Raw genomic sequence first — 20856 nt, forward strand, 5'->3', positions numbered from 1 at the left:
TCGGTCGAGGAGATCGATCGTGTGCTGCGCGGGCTCGGGCGGCTCATGGGCGAGCTCGACAAGCTGCTCGGCGCGGACCTCGTCGTGCCGGCCGAGTCGTTCTTCGAGCGCCGCGAGCTGTCGCGGGCCGAGGTGCAGAACCCGTTCCGCGGCAACCCCGCGGCCGACGTCTTCGCCGCGCTCGGCGCGAGCCCCGCGCTCGAGGAGATCCTCTCGGCGCCCGCGCGCTTCGAGGCGGCGGGCAGGGCGGCGAGCGCGTTCCAGGTCGCCCGGCAGACCGGCGGCTGGCTGTTCGGCGCGATGGCGATCGACGACGGCCGCGACGGGCTGCGCCGGCTGCTCGCGGACCGGATCGTCGCGCAGGGCGGCGACGTGCACACCGGGTTGCGCGCCACGGAGATCGTCGTCTCGAAGGGCCGCGTGAAGGCGGTGCGCGTCGCCGGGCGCGAGGAGCCGCACCCGTGCCAGGCGGTGCTCACCGATCTGACGCCGCGCGAGCTCGCGCCGATGATCTCGCCGGGCGAGTGGCCGAAGCGGTTCCGGGTGCTCGCCGAGGAGGCGGCGGAGCAGTCGCTCGGGTACGCCGTCAACCTCGGGCTCGACGCCGAGGCCGTGCCGGCCGGGCTCGCGCAGACGGCGTTCGTATCGACCGGCAAGGGGACGGGCGACGCGCTCCTCAGGCTCGAGGTGATCCCGCAGGAGGACCCGGGCAAGGCCGCGATCCACGTCGCCTGCGTCGTGCCGCCCGGCGGCGAGGAGTCGCTCAGGACGGGCGCGCTCAGGGACGCGATCCTCGACAGGCTCAGGTGGCTCGTCCCGTTCCTCGACAACTACCTGCGCGCCGTGCACTCGCCGTTCGACGGGTTCGGGCCCACGGATCTCACGCAGAGCTCGAAGCTCCCCGCGCCGCCCGTGCCCCGCGCCGAGGAGGTGCCGCGCTGGCAGCTGCGCGTGGCCCCGCCCGGCGGCGATCTCGGGGTCGAGGGGCTGCCGTACCGCTCCGGCGTCAAGGGGCTCGTCCTCGCGGGATCGCAGGTCGTGTGCGGGCTCGGCACCGAGGGCGAGCTGATCGCCGCGTGGGGCGCCGCGCGCCTCGCGGGCAAGGTCGATCCCCACCGCGAGCGCGTCGTCCGCGCCATGCTGAACAAGGTCGAGGACTGAGCTCCGCGTCCCGCCGTTTGTTCGGAATTCACGCCCGATTCTGCTAGTTCCAGTGGGATGGACGACGGGAACCGAGCGGTCACGCGGCGCGCCGGGATCGTGGGCGTCGGCACGCTCGCGTCGCGGATCACGGGCCTCGTGCGGGACTCGGTGATCGCCGCCACCTTCCCCAAGGAGGCGATCGACGCGTTCCAGGTCGCCTTCATGATCCCGAACTCGTTCCGGCGCCTCACGGCCGAGGGCTCGTTCTCGATCTCCGTCACGTCGGTGTTCTCGAAGACCTGGGCCAAGGGCGATCTCGCGGAGTCGCAGCGGTTCGTCCGCGCGACCGCGGGCTTCGCGATCCTGTTCCTCACGCTCGTCACGGTCGCCGGGATGGCGGGCGCGCAGGGGCTGGCGTGGGCCGCCGGCTCGGGCTTCGCGAAGCACCCGGACAAGTTCGCGCTCGCGACCTCCCTGACCCGGTGGATGTTCCCGTACGTCCTGTTCGTGAGCCTCACGGCGTTCGCCATGGGCGTCCTGAACTCGGCCGGCAGGTTCTTCACGAGCGCGGTCTCCCCGCTCCTCCTCAACCTCGCGACCATCGGCTGCGCCGTCGGCCTCGCCACGTCGCTGCCCGCGCTCGGCCTCGATCCGATCTTCTCGCTCGCGATAGGGACGCTCGTGGGCGGCGTGGCCCAGCTCGTCATCCAACTCCCGCCGCTCCACAAGCTGAAGCTGCTCGTCCGGCCCACGCTCGACCTCGCCAACACGGGCCTGCGGAAGGTGCTGCGCATCACGCTGCCCATGGTGTTCGGCGCCGCGGCGTACCAGGTCGGCCTCTTCATCTCGAACTCCTTCGCCTCGACCCTCGGTCACGGCGCCGTGACGTACATCCAGTTCGCCGCGCGGCTCATGGAGTTCCCGCTCGCCGTGCTCGTGATGGCGATCTCCACCGCGGCGCTCCCGAGCCTCGCGGCGCTGCGCGGCAAGGGCGAGATGGAGGAGATGAAGGGCGTGTACACGCACGCGCTGCGGCTCGCGCTCTTCGTCACCACGCCGGCGATGATCGCGCTCATCGTGCTCGCGGAGCCGGTCATGACCGTGCTCTACCAGCGCGGGCTGTTCCAGCACGACGACGTCGTGAAGACCGCCGCGGCGCTGCGGTGGATGGCCGCCGGGATCTGCTCGATCGCGCTCCTCCGCCAGACCGTGCCGGTGTTCTACGCGCTCGAGCGCGTCCGGGTCCCGGTCGTCATGTCGTTCGCGAACATCGCGGCGTTCGTCGCGAGCGCCCTGCCGCTCATGCGGCTCTTCGGCCACGTGGGGCTCTGCATGGCGCTGTCGATCGCGGCGACGGTCCAGGCCGTCGGGCTCCTGATCGTGCTGCGGCTGCAGATAGGAAGGCTCGGGCTGGCCGACATGCTGGAGTCGTGGATCAAGATGCTCCTCGCCACCGTGCCCATGGGAGGCGCAATATACGGGCTCGCCCTGCTCGGGCGGTGGGAGAAGGGCGGCAACGATCCGCGGAACCTCGCCGTGCTCGCGGCGGCCGTGGTCGCGGGCGTCCTCGTCTACATGGCCGCGGCGCGGCTGCTCCGGGTGACGGAGCTCGGGGAGCTCGCCGCGGCGGTGCGGCGTCGGAGGAAGAGATGATCCGGATCGTGGAGACCGCGATCGTGTGCTCGGCCGGGAAGCTCGACGCGCTGCCGCCGCCGACCCTGCCCGAGGTCGCGTTCGCGGGCAGGTCGAACGTCGGCAAGTCGAGCCTGCTCAACGCGCTCACCAACCGCCGGGGGCTGTTCAAGGTCAGCGCGACGCCGGGCCGCACGCGGAAGATCTTCCACGCCGAGGCGCGCCTCTCGGACGGCGGCACGCTCTACGTCGTCGATCTGCCGGGCTACGGCTACGCGAAGATGTCGAAGGCCGCGCTCCGCGCGTGGGGCGGCCTCCTCGAGGGGTACCTCGCGGATCGCCCGACCCTCGTGCTCGTCGCGCTCCTCGTCGACTCGCGCCGCGGGCTCGAGGAGGAGGAGGGGGATCTGCTCGAGTACCTCGCGGTGCGGAGGATCCCGGTCGCGCTCGTGGCGACGAAGATCGACCGCCTGAAGAAGAGCGAGCGCAAGCTCGTGCTCGAGAGGCTGCGCAAGGAGACCGGGGTAGAGGTGATCGGCACGAGCGCGGAGGATCTGACCGGCATCGAAAGGCTGTGCGAGGTCGTGGCCCACGCCTGCGGCCATGGCACAACTGGCACAACTCGGCCCGCCTGACGGATCGGCGAATTCGCCGGAGTTACGACGAAAAATAGAAATCGACCCAGGGTGAGTCCGTTTGGCCCGCACCTTGCATAAGAGAGGAGTGGGTCGGAGGGGAGCGGGCTGCACCCGAGTCGCGGGTCCTCCTTAAGTCTCCTTCTGTCCGTTGGTTGGATGGCGCTCGGCCGTTCCCCTCCGATTCCCTCTTTCCTGGACCCGCTCGGGGTCGAGTCGGCGAATCAGCGCTTATGCAAAAGATCGATCACCGCCTCCCGGCAGCGATCCGCAAGCGCGGGGGCGTCCTTGAGCACGAGGCCGGTGGACGGGATCGGATCGCCGAACGCGATCTCGATCTTGCCGGGCCGGATCCGCCACTCACCGCGCCGCGAGACGGCACGGCCGCCGCGGATCGCCATCGGCACGACCGGCACCTTCGCCTGGATCGCGAGCCGGAACGCGCCCGGGTAGAACCGGCCGACGCTACCGTCGAGCGTGCGCTGCCCCTCGGCGAGCACCGCGATCGACACCCCGGCGTTCAGCATCTCGACCGCGCGCTTGAGCCCCTTGGCCGTGACCCGCGCGTCCTTCGGATCGACCGGGATCTGCCCGGCCGCCGTGATGAACGGCCCGAAGATCGGCCACGAGAAGTGGTCGACGTGCTCGAGCGAGCGGATGTAGCCCGGGATCGCCCGGTAGATTATGAACATGTCGAAAATGTTGACGTGGTTGATCACGTAGACGTAGGTCGCGGCCGCGTCGATCCGCTCGCGCCCGACGATGGATGGCCGAATCCCGGCAAGTCCGAGCACCGCGTCGCACATCAGCTTGAACACGGGATCGATGTTGCGCATGTCCGTCACCTTGGACACGGCCACGGCGAACGCGGCCCAGGCGGCGAGGTGCGGGACGCCGATCGACCAAAGCGCCGCGGAGCGCAGGCTGTCCCGGAGCCCGAACGGCGGTTGCGGCGTCGGATCGCCCGGGAACTCCGGCGAGTCGGCGTCGATGTGCGGGGTCGAGGTCATATCCTTGGGTAGAGCCGCAAGGGCGCGCAGGTCAAGAGCTATCTGGGGGTCGGGGGCGACCGGAAACCGCTGGCAAACCGCGTCCGGCTGCGTTACCATACCTCCAAGTGGCCATATGCCGCCTGCCATACTTGTATGGCAGTAAAGGGTATTGTGCTGTAACGCGTGGTTTGCTAGGTTGCCGCGGCCATGGGGCGGCGCCTGGTGCGGCGGGGTGGCCCCGGTGTGAGGATGCTATGAGAATCAAACGGTTGGAGATCAGCGGGTTCAAGTCGTTCTGCGATCCCACGCGGATCCTTTTCGATCAGTCGCTGACCGCGGTCGTGGGCCCGAACGGTTGCGGGAAGAGCAACATCGTCGACGCGATCCGGTGGGGGCTCGGCGAGCTTTCGGCGAAGAACCTGCGCGGCCGGGGAATGGAGGACGTGATCTTCAACGGCTCCGAGTCGCGCGGGCCGCAGTCCGTGGCCGAGGTCACGATCACGTTCGACAACACCGACGGCCTCTCGGACCCGGCGTACGCGGACTACCCCGAGGTCGCGGTCACGCGACGCCTCTACCGCGGCGAGACGAGCGACAGCGAGTACTTCATCAACAAGGCGCCGTGCCGCCTGAAGGACATCACCGACCTCTTCCTCGGCACCGGCGGCGGCGCCCGGGCGTACTCGATCATCGAGCAGGGGCGCATCGGGCTGATCTGCAGCTCGAGATCCGAGGACCGGCGCGCGATGATCGAGGAGGCGGCCGGGATCACGCGCTTCAAGAAGGCGCGGGCGTTCGCCGCGCGCAAGATGGACCTGACGCGGCAGAACCTCCTGCGGATCAACGATGTCGTGGTGGAGATGGAGCGCAACCTCGCCAACCTGAAGCGCCAGGCGCGAAAGGCGGAGCGGTACAGGGAGTACGCCGGCGAGCAGCGGGATCTCGAGCTCTACCTCTCGAGCCACAGGTACCTCGAGCTCCGGGCGCTCGCCCAGGTCGCGGCGTCCTCCCTCGGCGAGGCCGAGATCTCGGCGCGCGACGGCCGCGAGGCGCTCGTCGCGTCCGAGGCCGACGTCGAGCGGCGGAAGGTCGAGGAGTCGACGGCGCGCGGTGCGCTCGACGAGGCCAAGGGCCGGGTGTTCGAGGTGAACCAGGCGATCCAGGCCGTCGAGGGCGAGGTGCGCCACCTCGTCGAGACGATGGGCCGGATCCGGCGCGACGAGGCGACGATGTCGGCGCAGGAGACCGAGATCCTCGGCAAGATGGCGGCGCTCGAAGAGGAGCGGCGGGCGCTCGTCGAGCGGCTCGGCGCGTTGACCGCCGACGCCGAGGTGACCGCCTCGCGCCGCGACGACGTCGAGCGGCAGGCGGCGACCGCGCGCAGCCGGCTCGCCGAGATCGGGAAGTCGTACGACGCCGCGCGGGACGACCTGAGCCGCGCGCGCGCCCGGGCCGCGGCCTCGCAGAGCGCGCTCGACAGCCTCTCGCTCAGGGTCGAGGAGGCGGAGCTCCGCCTCGGCACGATGCGCGAGGAGCGCGGGCAGTTCGACGCGAAGATCGCGGGGCTGGAGGGGCAGGTCGTCGATCTCGGGGAGCGCACCACCGCCGCCGCGACCTCCCTCGGCGCGGCGCGGCAGACCGTGACGGCGGAGACCGAGGCCTACGAGGTGCTGCGGCGCAGGCTCGACGTCTGCGACGCCGAACGGCGCGCGGCGCGCGACGAGGTCCAGAGCAAGCGCTCTCGGCTCGACTCCCTCGCGGAGATGCACGAGGGCCTCGCGCGCCACGACAGCGCCGTGCGCGAGGCGGTCGCCGCGCTCAGGGACGGAGACCACGCGCCCTTCGCCGGCCTCCTCGTCGACTTCGTGGACTGCCCGGCCGAGTACGAGGTCGCCCTGGCGGCGGCGCTCGGCGAGCGGATCGAGGCGCTCGTCGCGTCGGACGCGGCGGGCGGGCTCGAGCTCCTCGAGTGGCTCAAGGCGCGGGACCTCGGGCGCGTCACGGCGCTCGCGGTGCGCGGCCTCGACGCGGCAAGGGACGTGCCGGCGGCGCTCGACGACCCGGCGATCATCGCGCGGCTCCACGACGTGCTGACGGCGGCTCCGGAGATCGCCCAACTCGTGCGGCGGATGCTGGAGAACGTCTGGATCGTGCGCTCGTCGGCCGACGCCTTGCGCCTGTGGGAGGCGAACGGCGGCCGCGCGACGCTGGTCACGCTCGACGGCCAGGTGATCGACGATCGGGGCGTGATGCGGGGCGGCAGGCCGTCCTCGGTCGGCGCCGACCTGCTCGGCCAGAAGCGGGAGATCCGCGATCTCGAGCGCGAGGTGGCGGCGCTCACGGCGAAGCACGCGGCGCTGGACGCCGAGTTCGATTCGGTCAAGGCCACGCTCCTCGGCCACCGGGACGCCGCCGAGCGGGCCCAGACCGAGGTGAAGCAGCAGGAGATCCATTTCGCGGAGATGCGCAAGGATCAGATCCGCGCGACGGAGGACGTCGAGGCCGCGCGCCAGAGGAGGGAGGCGATCGAGCGGGAGGTCGCCCTCCAGGAGGAGCAGCTCTCGCAGACGCGCGAGGATCGGGATCAGGTGGCGGCGCAGATGGCCGAGGCCAAGGGGGAGATCGCGTCGCTCGAGATCTCGATCTCCGAGCACGGGCGCCAGATCGAGATCCACCGAGCCGAGGCCGACACGCTCGCCGCCGCGGTGACCGACGCGCGCGTTCGGCAGGCCGAGTTCGAGCAGCAGCACCGCTCCGCGGTGGAGAGATCGTCGCAGATCGACGCGCTGCGGGAGGAGCTCGACGAGAGCCTGCGGCGCATGGCGCGCCGGCGCACCGACTGCGCCGAGGAGCTGGGGCGCGCGGCGGGCAAGGCGATGCGCGACAAGGAGGAGCTCGCCGCGAGGCTCGACGACGCCGCACGGCTCGGCGCGGTGGCCGACGAGCTCGCGCGCGCTCTGGACGTGGCGCAGGCCGGCACCCAGGAGAACGAGGCTCTCCTCCGCGAGAAGCGGCAGGGGGCCGAGGCGCTCGCGGCGCGGGTCGCGGCGCTGCGCCTGGACGAGAAGCAGGCCGAGATGGAAGTGGCGTACCTGCTCGACAGCGTCGCGGAGCGGTACGACGTCGATCTGCTCCGCATCCTCGGCGACTACCACATGCGCCCCCTCCCGGGCGACGAGGTGAGGTCCCGCATCGAGGAGCTGCACGGGCTCATCGAGCGCATGGGGCCCATCAACCCCGGCGCCATCGAGGAGTGCGCCGACACCGCGAAGCGCTACGACGAGAAGGTCCTCCAGAAGAAGGACGTGGAGCAGGCGCTCGTCGACCTCGAGGCGGCCATCTCCCGTATGGACCGCGACTCGCGGCGCCTTTTCAAAGAGACGTTCGAGAGCGTGAACGCCAAGTTCCAGGAGATCTTCCCGCGGCTCTTCAAGGGCGGCCAGGCGCGCCTCGCGCTCACGGATCCGGACGATCTCCTCGCGACCGGCGTGGACATCATCGCGCAGCCGCCCGGAAAGAAGCTCGGCAACATCGAGCTGATGAGCGGCGGCGAGAAGGCGCTCACGGCGGTGAGCCTCCTGTTCGCCATTTTCCTGCACCGGCCGAGCCCGTTCTGCCTGCTCGACGAGGTCGACGCGCCGCTCGACGAGGCGAACGTCAACCGCTTCGTGGAGATGGTGCGCGAGCTGACCGAGCGCACGCAGTTCATCGTGATCACGCACTCGAAGGTCACGATGGAGGGCAGCGACGCGCTCTACGGCGTGACGATGCAGGAGCCGGGCGTGTCCAAGCTCGTCTCCGTGCGCCTCGTCCACGCGGTCCCCGCCGCGGCGAGCGCTTGACAGACCCCCAGCGCCCTGTCGATGGTACCATGGGCCGTCGGACGGCCCCTCGGCGAGGTGTGGGATGAAGCGTCGGTTGAAGCTCCTCGAGAGCAGCGACAGGAACCGCGGCCCGGGCGGCGCGGCCCCGCGCGACGGCGGCGGCGGCCCGGAGGAGCGTCCGGACGGCTTCTCCCTGCGCTTCGACCGGGGGCGCGCGCTCCTGCGCCTCGAGAACCAGCCCATCTCCGAGCTCGCGGATCTCGATCTCCTCGAGATGAGCATCCCGAACCTCTCGTTCCCGTTCGACGTCGGCGGCGGCATCCGGGGGCTCAGGAGCCGGCGGCTCCGCCTGCACCGGCTGCAGATGTCGGCGAGCGTCGCCAAGCTCGCGGCGGCGGCCGCGGCGCGCGTGTCGCAGAGCCCCTGGGTGAGCGGGCTGCGAGCGTCGGTGTCGGAGGAGGCGGTGACCGTGCTCGTCGATTTCGGCCCGCCGACCCACCGCGTGCCCCTGAGCTTTCGGCTCGTGCCGTTGCGCGGGGACGCGGAGGTGGCTTTCGCCGTCGACGAGGCGCGGTGCTACGGACCGCTCCCCGGCCCGCTGGCGGGGGCGCCGTTCGCCGTCCTCGGCGCCCTCGACTGGCTCTCCATCCGCGGCGCGGTCGCGCGGATCGCGGATCCGCTCAGGGGCGCGCTCATGGCCCTCCTGCCGCCTCGCGGGTGGCGCATCCCGGACTGCTCCGGTGTCGCGCTCGCGCGCATCGAGACCGCCCCGAGCCGCGTCACCGTGGAGTTCCGATCCCGGGAGTGCGAGGACGACGTGCCGGCGCCGATCGCCGCGGCGGATCTCGATCTGCTGAAGCGCGCCGAGGAGCGGCGCCTCTTGAACGACGGGGACGGCCTGCTCGCCGAGGGTGCGCTCCAGGAGGCGCGAGCGGTCTACTCGAGGCTCGCGGGGCACGAGTCGCTGGGCCCCGCCGCGATGGCGCGCCTCGCCTCCCTCGACGTCGCCGATCCGGCGCTGTGCGCGGCGGCGCGCTCCCTCGTGGACGACGCGCGGAAGAGAGCGCCGCGGCGGACGGATCTCGCGGCGGTGGCGGCCCATGGCGCGGCGGTGGCGCAGGATCGCGACGCGGAGATCGAGGCGCTCGAGGTGCTGTTCGACGCCTCGACGGAGATCGAGCGGTACGCCGCGGGGATGCGCCTCGGCAACCTCCTCGTCGCGCGCGACCCGGAGTCTGCCGCGCGGCGTTTCGAGGACGCGCTGGCGGTGCGGCGCGAGGATCCGGCGGCGCTCGAGGCGCTCATCTCCGCCGCCGGTCGGCTCGAGTCGCGCGAGCTGTTCGACAGGCTGGTCCACAGGTGGATCGCCGTCCACAGGGAGCCGGCCGACCGCGCGCGCGCCCACATCGTCGTCGGCGAGATCCTGCTCGAGCGCTTCCGCGACGCCGAGGGGGCGGCACGCCAATTCGAGCGGGCGTCGCTCGCGGACCCCGGCGCGAGGGGCGCCGCGTTCGGGCTCGCCCGCGCGCTCGAGCGGCTCGGGGACAACCGGCGCGCCGTCGGGCTCCTGGACGGCCTCGAGCGGAGCGCGCGCGGAGCGGGCGACCTCGAGGCGGCCGCCGATGCGCTCGCGGCGATCGGCGACATCTGGCTCAAAGCGAAGGAGCCGGCGCTCGCGGTGGCGCGGTTCAAGGAGGCGCTGGAGCTCACGGCAGGCGCGCCCCGGCTGCGCGTCCGGCTCGCCGAGGCGCTCGAGAGCACGGCACACTACGCGGAGGCGGCGGTCGAGCTCGAGGCGGCGCTTCGAGCCGCGGAGCCCGGGGCCGGCGGCATCGCGTGGGAGGAGACGGCGCTCTCGTTGGCGCGCCTCCTCTACGAGCGGGTCGGCGACGCGAAGGCCGCCGAGGGTTGGGCGATACGGGCCGGGCGCAAGAAGGAGGTCGAGGCGAAGGCGAGAGGGCTGCTCCTCGAGATCTACGCGAAGCTCGGGAGGAGCCGCGAGCTCATCGCGCTGCACGAGCGGACGGCCGTGGACGAGCCCTCCGTCGAGCACACGCTCGCGCTCGCGAGGGCGCGGCTCGAGGTCGGCGAGGTCGCGGCCGCGATCGGCGCGCTGGAGGCGGCGCGCCGCAAGCACCCGGATCGCGTGGACGTGCTCGAGGCGCTCGTCTCCGCGTGCCGCGCCGCCGGGGATCGGGATCGACTGAAGAAGGCGCTCGCGGACGCGTGGCACCTCGAGGCCGATCCGGGCAAGCGCGCGGCCTACGCGTGCGAGATCGGCGGGGGCGAGCTCAAGGGCCACGGCGATCTCGGCCAGGCGGTGGTGTGGCTCAAGCGGTGCGTGGCGGACGCGCCGGATCTCCCGGACGCGCGCGTCGACCTCGTGCAGGCCCTCGAGCTGCTCGGGCGTCGGGAGGAGCTCGCGGAGCAGCTCGGCGCCCTCGCGGAGATCCATGCGAACGCCGGCCGGCGCACGGACGCGGCGCTCGCGACGCTGCGGGCTGTGGAGATCCTCGAGGCGCTCGGCAGGAAGGATCGCGCGGCAGCCGCCCTGCGCGGCGCGCTCCCCGATCTGCCCGACGACAAGCGGGGCGGGGCGCTGCTCGCCCTCGGCCGGTGGAGCGCCGAGGTCGGGGACAGCGCGGGAGCGCGGCACTTCTTCTCCGCGGCGCGTGCGCAGGCGGCCGGCGCCGACGACGGCGGCGCGGCGCTCGGCGAAGCGGAGGCGGCGTTCGCCTTGGGGGACGCCGAAGGGGCGCTCGAGGCGGCGACGATCGCGGGATCCGGGGCCTCCTCGATGCGACCGCGGGCGGCGGAGATCGCGTCGAGATCGGCGTTGGCCCTCGGCCGGCCGAAGGAGGCGGTGCGGATGCTGGAGCGCGTCGCCGAGAACGCCGAGGATTCCGACGCCGAGCGGCTGCTCCTCGGTGCGTCGCAGGTGGCCGCCGAGGGGCTCGGCGATCTGGCGAGAGCGCGAACGCTCCTCGAGGCGGGCGCGGAGCGCTTTCCGGCGTCGGGTCCCATCCGCGAGGCGCTCGTCGCGATCCTCGAGCGGGGAGGGGATCGCGGCGCGCTCGCCCGGGCGCTCGTTCGGGACGCCGGCCGGACCGAGGATCGCGCGGCGGATCTCCGGCGGGCGGCGGACTACTTCCTGGCCGAGGGGCTGCGGGACGAGGCGATCGACGCCCTGAAGAGCGCGTTCGAGGTGTCCCGCGATCCGGAGACCGGGCGCATGCTGGCCGAGGCGCTGTGGAACGGCGGCGATCCGGACGGGTGCATCTCCGTGCTCGAGGAGATCGCCGCGGTCGACACCGAGGCGCGGAGGATCCTGATCGCCCGCCTCGAGTCGTCCAAGAAGTTCGCCAAGCTCGTGCGCGCCCTCGAGTCGTTCCGGGAGGACGATCCGGCGGCGGAGATCGGGCGGCTCGAGCGGCTCGCGAAGGCGCTGTGGCGGGACCTCGGGCGGCCCCGCGACGCGGCCGCGCGCCTGCTCGGAGCCGCGGATCTGTCGAAAGGATCGGATGAGCGGCGGCGCCTCGTCGACGCGGCGCTCGCGGCGGCGCGCGAGGCGGGGGACGGGGCGACGGCCCTGAAGTGCGTCGAGAGGCGTGCGGATCTGGCGACCGCCGCGGAGGGCGGCCGGTGGCAGTTCGTGCTCGCCGGCGCGCTGTGGGAGGTGAACGACGTCGCGGGCACGCGGGAGGCGATTCGCCGTGGGCTCAAGGAGGAGCCGCGCGGTTTCGAGTCGCTCCGCACCGCCGCCGCGATGTACCCGCTGTGCACCCCGCTCGTGCTCGCGACCGCGGAGCGCGCGGCCGCCGAGGGGGCGTGGCAGATCGCCGAGGCGATGCTCTCGACCGCGATCGAGAGGACGGTCGGCGAGGACGGGACCAAGCTGTACAGGCGGCGCGCGGCGATCCGGAGGGCCAGGCTGGGGGACGAGGACGGCGCGATGGCGGACATGCTGAAGGCGCGCGAGGGCGGGGGCTTGAGCGCGGCGGAGCTGGACGAGCTGATGACGCTGCTCGAGGCCAGGGGGCGGCCCGGCGCCGCGGCCGAGATCGCGGTCGAGCTTGCGGCGGATCCCGCGTCGGACATCAAGCGCATCGAGCGGGCCGCCAGGTTGGCGACCGTCGCCGGCGACAAGGTCACGGCCCGCGATCTCTGGCGCCGCGCGACGAAGAAGACGCAGGACGTCGGCGCGGTGATCGAGCTCGTGAAGCTCCTCGATCCGGTCAAGGATCGCGCCGAGCTCAAGGAGCGGCTCGCGGCGCTCGAGGGCAAGGAGAAGCTCCTCGATCTGCCGGACCACCTCGGCGTGCTCGAGTCCCGCGCCCGGCTCGATCTCGCCGACGGGCGCGAAGAGGACGCCATCGCGAACCTCACCGAGGCGCTGCACGTCGCGCCGCAGGCCGCCGACCCGTGGCAGAGCCTGGTCCGCCTCCTCGAGCGCCGGGGCGAGTGGGAGGCGCTCGCCGCCCGGATGGAGGAGCGCCTGAGGCTCGCCGCGGCCACGTCGGACGTCGTGCAGACCGGCCTCGCGCTCGGCGCGATCTACGACGAGAAGCTCGGCGACGAGGACGCGGCCCTCGCGGCGCTCACCCAGGTCCTCGCGGCCGATCCCGCGAACGAGGCGGCGAACACGAAGCTCGCGGGGCTCGCCTTCCGGCGGCAGCGCTTCGCGGATCTCGAAAGGTACCTCGCGCCGTTGTCGTCCGGGCCGTGGCGGCAGGACGTGGCGCTTTGGCGCGCAAAGATCCACGAGCAGAAGGGGGAGGTGGACGCCGCCCGGGACACGTACCTCGAGGTCGTGCGGCGGGAGCCCGCCTCGGCCGCCGGCGTCGAGGGGTTCTTCCGCCTCGCAGTCGGCGAGGAGCACGACGCCGCGGTCCTCGAGATGGGCGAGCGCCTCGCCGAGGCGGGGGCGGTGGACGGCGTGCGCCCTTCGATACTCAGGCGGCTCGGGCACGCGCACATGCGGCACGGCGAGCTGGACGCCGCGCTCGCGCGGCTCGAGCGGGCCGACAAGATCTCGAACGGCGACACCGAGACGCTGCGGCTCCTGTCGGAGACCCGCGCCCGCAAGGGCGATCCCCTCGGGGCGGCCGAGGACATGTGCCGGCTCGCGTTCCGGTACGAGGGGGAGATGCGCGCGCAGAGCCTCGTCGAGGCGGCGCGCCTGTACCTCTCGCAATCGAGCGATGCGGCTCGCGCGAAGCAGTGGCTCGCGTCCGCCGAGGAGGTCGCGCCGAACAGCCCCGAGGTCCTCCTCGGGCTCGCCGACTGCGCGGCGGCGGCCGGCGATCACGCGGCCACGGCGCAGTACCTAGAGCGCTACGGCCTCGTCGCGCCGGACAGGCCGCTCGACCCCGCGCGGGTCTTCAAGTTCGCGGTGGCGCTGACGCGAGTGCGCTCGTGGCCGTCCGAGGACATCGCCGAGATGCTCGAGGCCGTGCTCGGTGGCCTCGATCCCGACGAACGCCAGCGGGCCGAGCAGCTCGTCGCGCTCCTGCGGCGCGACGGAAGGTAGGGCGACAGAGATGGTTCGAGACGCTACCCCGTGCCTGTCCGTGCTCGTGCCGGAGGATCGCGCCGAGACCGAGATCGATCGCCTGGTCTCCTTGGGCGCGACCGCCATCGAGGAGCGCGACCGGACGACGATGACCGGCGCGGGAGAGGGCGGCGCCGTCTGCCTCGTCGCCGGGTTCGCGGACCCGAAGTCCAGGGACCGCGCGGCGCAGGCGCGCGCGGAGGACGGCGTCGAGGCGATCCCGATGGACGTGGCGGACGACGGCTGGAGCTCGGGCTGGCGCGCGTTCTTCAAGCCCGTCGAGCTCGAGCGGCTGCTCGTCGTGACGCCGTGGATGCGCGTCCCGGCCGGGGATCGCGCGGTCATCGTGATCGATCCGGGGCTCGCGTTCGGGACCGGCGGCCACGCGACGACGCGGCTCGTCCTCGGGCTGCTCGAGCGGCGGGCGATCGAGCGCGGCCTGCCGGGGGAGGTGCTCGACGTGGGGGCGGGCTCCGGCGTGCTCGCGATCGCGGCGGTGAAGCTCGGGGCCGAGCGCGCCCTCGCGATCGACATCGATCCCGCGGCCGTGATCGCGACGGCCGAGAACGCCGCGGCGAACGGCGTCGGCGGCTCCGTCGAGCCCCGATCCGGCCAGGCGCGCGACGTTCCGGAGGAGTTTCCGCTCGTGCTCGCGAACATCGAGCTCGCCGCGTTCCGGGAGTGCGCGGCGGACATCCGCGCGCGCGTGGCGCCCTCGGGAGAGCTCTTCCTGAGCGGGCTGCTCGAGGAGCAGGTCGACGCGTGCGCCGCGCTCTTCCCGGGCTTCGAGCGGCTCGCGTCCACCGCGCTGGACGGCTGGGCCGCCCTCGCCCTGCGGCGCGCGCCGTGATCCGGATCCTCGCCGAGGCGGTGCCGGCACCCGGGGCGACGGTCGAGATCCGCGGGGACGAGCGGCACTACCTCGTCGCGGTGCGGCGGTGCGGCGTCGGCGACTCGTTCGAGCTCGTCGGCAGGGTGGACGGCCGGCGCGCGAAGGCGGCGATCCGGGAGATCCGCGCGGACGCCGTCGTCGCGGAGGTGCTCGAGACGGTCGACGCGCCGAGCGCGGTGCTGGCGGTGCACGTCCTCGCGGCGGTGCCGAAGCGGGATCTCGCGGACGACATGATCCGCAAGCTGAGCGAGATCGGGATCGCGCGGTTCACGCCCGTCGCGGCCGAGCGATCGGTCGTCGCGCCGGGGGAGACGAAGCTCGCGCGGTGGCGGCGCATCGCGGGGGAGGCGGTGCGCCAGTGCGGGCGCGGGACGCCGCTCGAGATCGATCCACTGACGCCGTTCGAGGAGGCGCTGCGAGAGGTCGAGGCACAGGCGAAGCTCGTCCTCGATCCGAGGGCGGACCGGATCCGGTTCGCCGACGCGTGCGGCTCGGCGGAGTCGATCGCGATCGCGATAGGCCCCGAGGGCGGCTTCACCGCGGAGGAGTTGGAGCTCGCAGCCGCGCTCGGCTTCTTGCCTGTCGGCCTCGGCGGCACCATCCTCAGGATCGAGACCGCCGCGATCGCCGCCGCCGTGCTCGCGGTCGACGCGCTGGGGTAGGGCGGGCGCTGCGCTGGGTCAGAAGACGCAGCTCCACATCTGGACCGTGTTTTCCGACCACTCTCCGTCACGTACGCCGGATCCATTCAGTTGCATGGATGTTTCTCCGCCTCGCGTTGACCGGTTCGTCGTTCGGCGTTATGCTGCCTTCGTTTCTTTAGCAAGAGCAGGCAGAAACACGCGCACCCGGGGCGTAGTCGTGTTCGAACAGCCATCGTTCTGCCGATCCGCGTGGTTCTTGGCTGCGGACTTCCAGGGTTTGAAGCTTAGAATGTCGAATGACAACGGCACGTTTCGTGGAATCAAGAAGCACCTGAGTCCCACACGGAAGGGTTGGATTTCTCTTGTCGCCTTCATGTGGCCGTTCGTCTATTTCTATAATTACTTCATTCCAACGAACGGCACGTGCACCGTCATCGGCCAAGATTTCTACGGACTATTCTATACGTACAAACTCCACCTTCTCGCCAACCTCGCCCATGGTCATTTTCCCCTATGGTCGCCCGCCGAGGCGGCGGGATACCCGTTCTATTCGAGCCCGTTTTCGCAGACCTTCTACCCGTTCAACGCCGTGCTCGTCGGATGGTACAAGGTGCTCGGAGGGTACAGCGAGTACGACCATCAGATTTTCACCGTCCTTGGTGTCTCCATCTTCTGCCTCGGGTTGTTCAAGTGGCTGTCGGGCCTCGGGATACCCGCGCGCGCCGCGCTTGTCGCCGCGCTGATAATGGGCGTGAGCTTCAAGTTCAGCGAGATCCTTCGGCTCCCCAACGCAGTTCACACCGCAGCGTGGTACCCGTGGATACTGCTCGGCATCACCCAGGCGATGCGTGATGTCTCGTGGAAGCCCCGCATCGGACAGGCCTCGCTGCTCGTCTTCTATGTGCTTTGCCTGTGCACCGCGGGATATCCCTATTTCGTTTTCTATTCTGTATTCCTTTTCGTTCCCTATTTCTTCATCCATTTCGTTCCCGCGCTGCGCCGCGGTCTCCTCGGGATGGAAACGGCTGACATCAGAGCCGGTGTCGTCACCTTGGCCGCGGTGCTCGCCGTCGCCGCGGCGCCTGTCGGTTTGTATCTCCGCAAGATGACGAACCTGATGGCTCAAACCGTGGACCGCGGCGGGCACAGCCTGGAGTATTCGACCTCCCACAACTTCGATTTCGAGGACACCGTCGGCTCTCTCGTGTATCCGCCGTTCTCCCAGTTCGAGGGCTGGTACTTCTTCGGCATTACGGGATTGCTCATCATCCTGTTCTATGCCGTGCACTTGTTCTCGCGCAGCTCTCGGGAGACGGGAGTGGCGTCGAGCCGATGGGGCGCAGGGCTCCTCCTGTCGTGGATCGCGATCGTCAGCTGCATCAGCTACGGTCGCGAGTCCTTTCTCTTCATGTTCTTGTGGAAACACTTTCCGGGTTTCGCCGCCTTGCGGGTCTGGGGGCGATTCAACATCGTGCTCGTCCCGCTGATCGCCTTGCTCCTGTCCAAGGCGTACTCATCCTTCGAAGCTTGTCTCGAAACCCCGCATCGACGAGGAGACCGCCGCGTCCTCAAGGCGATCGTGTTGATGGCGATCTATCTCGCCGTCTTGGCGATCCAGCTGCATCTCCATACCAACGGAATGCACGACGCGTATTGGGTGAAGTTCGCGAAACACCTCGCGGGATGGGAAGTGCACTTCATCTACACGGGCGTCGCCGCCATTTCGGCGATCCTCCTCGCGCTGTTTCTCGGGCGCGTCCGTTGGAACAGGCGACCGCTGTATTTGTGGGGATGCTCCGCTCTGCTGGTCCTCACCTCCGCAGCAGAGATGCACCCGGTCGGCGCCAGAACCTGGACGAGACCCGACCGCCCCATTCCGTCGACCCGCCCCAATCTGAAGGCCGACACCATGTGTCGAGCGTCGCTCGAGAAACGACGCGTCTTCACCGGGGCGTGGTTGTCGACGAAGCCGACCCCGGTTTTCAACACCGGGATATTCCCCAACTGGTACTTCGACAGGTACGCGCAGTTCCTCAAGAAGGCGAAGAAGGAGGCCGCCAGCAGGAATATCTTGCTCGGAGTGCGAGGCGGAAAGAGGGTGTTCCTGTCGTCACGCATATCCTTCGACAGAATCGATCAATTCCTTCACGACAGCAAACGGTTCGACGGAACGGCGAAGAACCGCGACTACCGGGCCGAAGAGCTGGTTGTCGATGTCGTCATGTCGACAGCTGGATATGTGAGCTTCATAGATAACTGGGATCCGGATTGGAGGGCCCGTGTCGACGGCGACCGGGCGAAGCTCGAGCTCCTTTTCGGTACGTTCAAGTCCGTTCGTTGCCCTGCCGGGAAACACGTCGTCGGATTCCAGTACGAACCCGGATTGTTGTAGGGGAGGAGATCAGTCGCCCTCGCTCCAGGTCTCCATCTGCCAGACGAGTGCCTCTTCCGTGAGCACGAGCATGTACTTCTGCTCGCCGACCGTCGCGACCTCGAGGTCGAGGATCGCGCTGCCGAAGCCGGTCTGCACGCAGGTGGACCCCTGGGCGCTGCTCGTGTGCACGTCGAGAATCGTGCCCGTGTCGGTGCCGACCTTGAGGCGGGCCAGACCGGGCGGCTCCCAATCCACCCACGCGACCGCGGTGATGGTCTCCTCGCCCGCAGGACAGATCTGGATCTCGTCGCCGTCCTTCACCACGAGCGTCTGGGACTCGCCGCCGGCCGCGGTGATCCCGGACCACTCGTCCACTGCCAAGAGATCCGCCTCCGTGCCCGCATCGACGAAGTCCCATGGCCCGACGAGGGGTGCGTCGGACTCCCGGAAGGAACCCTTGTCTCCGACGACGACCACGCGCGACGAGTCGCCGCCGCTCGACCAGACGGCTCGGAAATCCCGGCCCGGATCGGCCATGAAGAGCGTGTACCACAGACTCCAATCCCAGTCGGTGAACGTGAGCTCGCTTCCGTAGAACCACACGCCTCCCCCGAAAACAGTGGCCCCGTGAAGGCCAGAGGACAGCACGTACGGATAAACGACCTCGAACCCGACTTCGGGCTCCACGTCCTTTCTCAAACCCGCGAGGGCGCACGTGTCCTCATCGAAAAGATCGCCCTCGCCGGAGCAGATCGTCGCCAGAAAGTGCCACGACGAGCCCGCCGTGTTCCCGGGCGCGAGGCTCTGGCCCAGCGCGGTGTCGAAGCCCCCGCTCGGCAGCTGAGCGATCGTCAAAGGGTGATCCATCGACTCGGCCGCCTCCGACATTTCGAACAGGAGCAGCACCTGGAACGGGTTGGCGTCGCCGGGCTCCACGTCCGCGAGCACCGCGACGTCGAACGGGCTCTCCGGATCCGGGTTGAACGCCGCGTCGACGAAGGTCACCGCGCCGCCGAGGTCCGGGAGCAGCTCCGCGCGCAGGAGATCCATGCCGTCCGTGGGGCCGCAGTCCTCGATGCCCGCGGACGGGCAGTCGATGACGAGGTCCGGATCGACGATGACATCCGTATCGCCGTCCGCGTCGGCGTCGACATCGGAATCCGCGTCGGCATCGGCCGAAGCGTCCGGATCCGAGAGGTCGTCGAGCTCGTCGACCTCGTCGCAGGAGACGAGGCCGAGCGGGACAGCTGCGAGCGCGAGGCGAAAGAGGAGGGTCTTGGCAAACATGGCTCAAACCTCCTAGAGCATTGTTACAGCCAGGCGTCCAGTATAGCACGGCGGACGAACCGTTGGCGCGCCCGCCCCGAACGGGTAGAATCCGTCCATGCGAAAAACCGAGAAGAACGTCCCAGCGTCCCCCGGCGATGCCGGCGCCTTGCGCGCCGCGCTCGTCTGCCTCGTCGTGCTGACCGTGCTCTGCGCCGCGTTCGCCGTGCTCGCGCGCGCCGGCGGGGGGGAGAGCTACGGACTGAGCGGGGTCAACATACTGGCCCCCTCAGGAGGCGAGACACCTGAAAGGGTGAGACCGACATGATACGGTTTCACGCGAGAGGTGCCTCATGCCGAAGCCGTCGAAGTTCACGGATGAGCAGAAGATGGAAATCGCGCTCGATCTGATCTCGGGGAAGCTCTCCCACGCGGAGGTGTGCCGCAAGTGGGATCTCAGCTCGACGTACGCGTACAAGCTGAAGGACCGCGCGCTGGAGATCCTCCGCGCGGGAATGGGGCGCCCAGTCGGCAAGACGGACCCGCAGGTCGAGCGACTGTCGAAGAAGGTCTCCGACCTGGAGCAGCTCGCCGGTGATCAGGCTCTGGCGATCCGGATCTTAAAAAAAAACAGAGGCCTCGAGTAGATGTCCGGCAGGCGCGTGAGGAATCGGGCATGAGCATCCGCCGTCTCGCAGTAGCTTTCGATGAGCCGCCGGCGACAGTTGCCCGCTGGGTTTCGCCGCGGCAGCGGAAGAGCGCGGAAGAGATCGCCAGGCGGTGTCCCGTTTCCAGCGCTCCGGAGCTCCGCGACAAGGTGCGAGCGCTGTGTGACGAGCCTCGCCATAAGCAGTTCGGTCATCCGCGCGTCCGGGTATTGCTGCGTCGCCGCTTCGACGTCCGAGTCAGTCGAGAGACCGTGCGCCGCATCATGCGGGACGAGGGCCTCTCGCGCCCGAGGATCTGGCACCGGCCGTCGAGGCCCCATCACGTGGAGAAGGCTCGCCCCACGCGCCCGAACGAGTTCTGGCAAGTCGATATGACCAGCTTCCAGCTCTCGGACCTGACGCCGCTGTTTCTCGTGGTGGTCATCGATTGCTTCACGCGGGAGATCGCGGGCTACACGCTCGACCGGCGCTGTCGGGCACGGGAGTGGATCGCCGCGGTGCGTACGGCCATCGAGCAACGCGGAATCACGGAGGAGACGGCGCGCGCGCTCACGCTGCGCAGCGACAACGGCTCTCAGCCGTGCTCCAAGGACTTCGTCGAGTACCTCGGCAGCGTCCGCGTCAAAGGCCAGTACACGGGCTACAACGCGCCCGACGACAACGCTTTCGTCGAGCGAGTCATCCGCACTATCAAGGAGGAAGAGGTCTGGCCGAATCTTTGGGACACGGTCTCCGAGGCCCGCGAGGCCATCGAGAACTACGTGGCCTACTACAACAACGACCGTATCCACTCGGCGCTGGACTACGCCACGCCGAAAGAATTCGCGGACGCGAGTGCCGCACTCAAAGCCGCTTGATCGTGTCTTGCTTTCCGGGGGGCACTACGGTCAAACCTTATCACTTGTCACTTAGCTTAGCGCTGACCTTGTTAGCGGTTCCCCAAGGCGCGCAAACTGCGGCTCGACTTCCCGGGAGCCTGGCTAAGTGAATAGTGAACACTCTTGACCCCATTTCCCAGTTGGCTAAGTAAGTGAATAGTGAACACTCTTGACCCCATTTCGTCGCCCGAGGGCGATTCCTCAGGCATGAGCGAAGACGATCTATCAGACTGAACCATCCGAAGAGCGTACCGCCCGGTGTCGGTCCGGGTGCTGGGCGTTCACGTGACCGCTGAGCGCAGTACAAAAAAAAATGCAGCGAACAGGTCCCGGAAAGGCATCGGACGGACACTAATA

Annotated in this window: 13 protein-coding genes; 11 read left to right on the top strand and 2 right to left on the bottom strand. The window is 70.0% G+C overall.

Annotated features, from left to right (window positions below; translation table 11 throughout):
* From M0R80_21280 to yihA, 3 genes are all read left to right on the top strand, one after another.
* A partial coding sequence (locus M0R80_21280; protein MCK9462167.1) for a hypothetical protein occupies nucleotides 1-1161 on the top strand: 1161 nt, incomplete at its 5' end.
* 57 nt (nucleotides 1162-1218) lie between these two features.
* The gene (gene murJ, locus M0R80_21285; GenBank protein MCK9462168.1) at nucleotides 1219-2796 is read left to right on the top strand and encodes a murein biosynthesis integral membrane protein MurJ; all 1578 of its coding nucleotides are present in this window, start codon (nucleotides 1219-1221) and stop codon (nucleotides 2794-2796) included.
* Nucleotides 2793-3410: a ribosome biogenesis GTP-binding protein YihA/YsxC gene (yihA, locus tag M0R80_21290; protein ID MCK9462169.1), complete on the top strand. Its 618-nt coding sequence runs from the start codon at nucleotides 2793-2795 to the stop codon at nucleotides 3408-3410. The genes murJ and yihA overlap by 4 nt, the downstream gene beginning before the upstream one ends.
* Before the next feature lie 224 nt (nucleotides 3411-3634).
* Here the strand turns inward: yihA and M0R80_21295 are convergent, their stop codons facing one another.
* Nucleotides 3635-4420: a 1-acyl-sn-glycerol-3-phosphate acyltransferase gene (locus M0R80_21295; protein ID MCK9462170.1), complete on the bottom strand. Its 786-nt coding sequence runs from the start codon at nucleotides 4418-4420 to the stop codon at nucleotides 3635-3637.
* 236 nt (nucleotides 4421-4656) lie between these two features.
* Between M0R80_21295 and smc the strand changes: the two genes are divergently transcribed.
* The 5 genes from smc (at nucleotide 4657) to M0R80_21320 (ending at nucleotide 17705) form a co-directional block, all read left to right on the top strand.
* Nucleotides 4657-8244 carry a chromosome segregation protein SMC gene (gene smc, locus M0R80_21300; GenBank protein ID MCK9462171.1) on the top strand — a complete coding sequence of 1196 codons (3588 nt, stop codon included), beginning with the start codon at nucleotides 4657-4659 and terminating at the stop codon, nucleotides 8242-8244.
* A 64-nt stretch (nucleotides 8245-8308) separates the two neighbouring features.
* Entirely contained in the window at nucleotides 8309-13756 is a 5448-nt protein-coding gene (locus M0R80_21305) for a hypothetical protein (protein ID MCK9462172.1), read from the top strand.
* Between the two features lie 10 nt (nucleotides 13757-13766).
* The gene (locus M0R80_21310) at nucleotides 13767-14627 is read left to right on the top strand and encodes a 50S ribosomal protein L11 methyltransferase (protein MCK9462173.1); all 861 of its coding nucleotides are present in this window, start codon (nucleotides 13767-13769) and stop codon (nucleotides 14625-14627) included.
* A complete protein-coding gene (locus M0R80_21315) occupies nucleotides 14624-15331 on the top strand; it encodes a 16S rRNA (uracil(1498)-N(3))-methyltransferase (GenBank protein MCK9462174.1) in 708 nt (235 codons plus the stop codon). Before M0R80_21310 ends, M0R80_21315 begins: the two co-directional genes overlap by 4 nt.
* A gap of 271 nt (nucleotides 15332-15602) precedes the next feature.
* Nucleotides 15603-17705: a hypothetical protein gene (locus M0R80_21320; protein ID MCK9462175.1), complete on the top strand. Its 2103-nt coding sequence runs from the start codon at nucleotides 15603-15605 to the stop codon at nucleotides 17703-17705.
* 9 nt (nucleotides 17706-17714) lie between these two features.
* Here M0R80_21320 and M0R80_21325 read toward each other — a convergent pair whose 3' ends face one another.
* Complete coding sequence (locus M0R80_21325; GenBank protein MCK9462176.1) at nucleotides 17715-18974, bottom strand: hypothetical protein; 1260 nt, start codon at nucleotides 18972-18974, stop codon at nucleotides 17715-17717.
* Between the two features lie 97 nt (nucleotides 18975-19071).
* Here M0R80_21325 and M0R80_21330 point away from each other — a divergent pair, with 97 nt between their 5' ends.
* Genes M0R80_21330 through M0R80_21340 form a run of 3 tightly spaced genes read left to right on the top strand, consistent with a single transcriptional unit; the run spans nucleotide 19072 to nucleotide 20478 of the window.
* Nucleotides 19072-19281: a hypothetical protein gene (locus M0R80_21330; protein MCK9462177.1), complete on the top strand. Its 210-nt coding sequence runs from the start codon at nucleotides 19072-19074 to the stop codon at nucleotides 19279-19281.
* Between the two features lie 25 nt (nucleotides 19282-19306).
* The gene (locus tag M0R80_21335; GenBank protein MCK9462178.1) at nucleotides 19307-19600 is read left to right on the top strand and encodes a transposase; all 294 of its coding nucleotides are present in this window, start codon (nucleotides 19307-19309) and stop codon (nucleotides 19598-19600) included.
* A 29-nt stretch (nucleotides 19601-19629) separates the two neighbouring features.
* On the top strand, nucleotides 19630-20478 hold the full coding sequence (locus tag M0R80_21340) for an IS3 family transposase (GenBank protein ID MCK9462179.1): 849 nt from the start codon (nucleotides 19630-19632) through the stop codon (nucleotides 20476-20478).
* Nucleotides 20479-20856: the final 378 nt, after the last annotated feature.

It is taken from the genome of Pseudomonadota bacterium, from assembly GCA_023229365.1.
Classification (GTDB): Bacteria; Myxococcota_A; Polyangia; order JAAYKL01; family JAAYKL01; genus JALNZK01.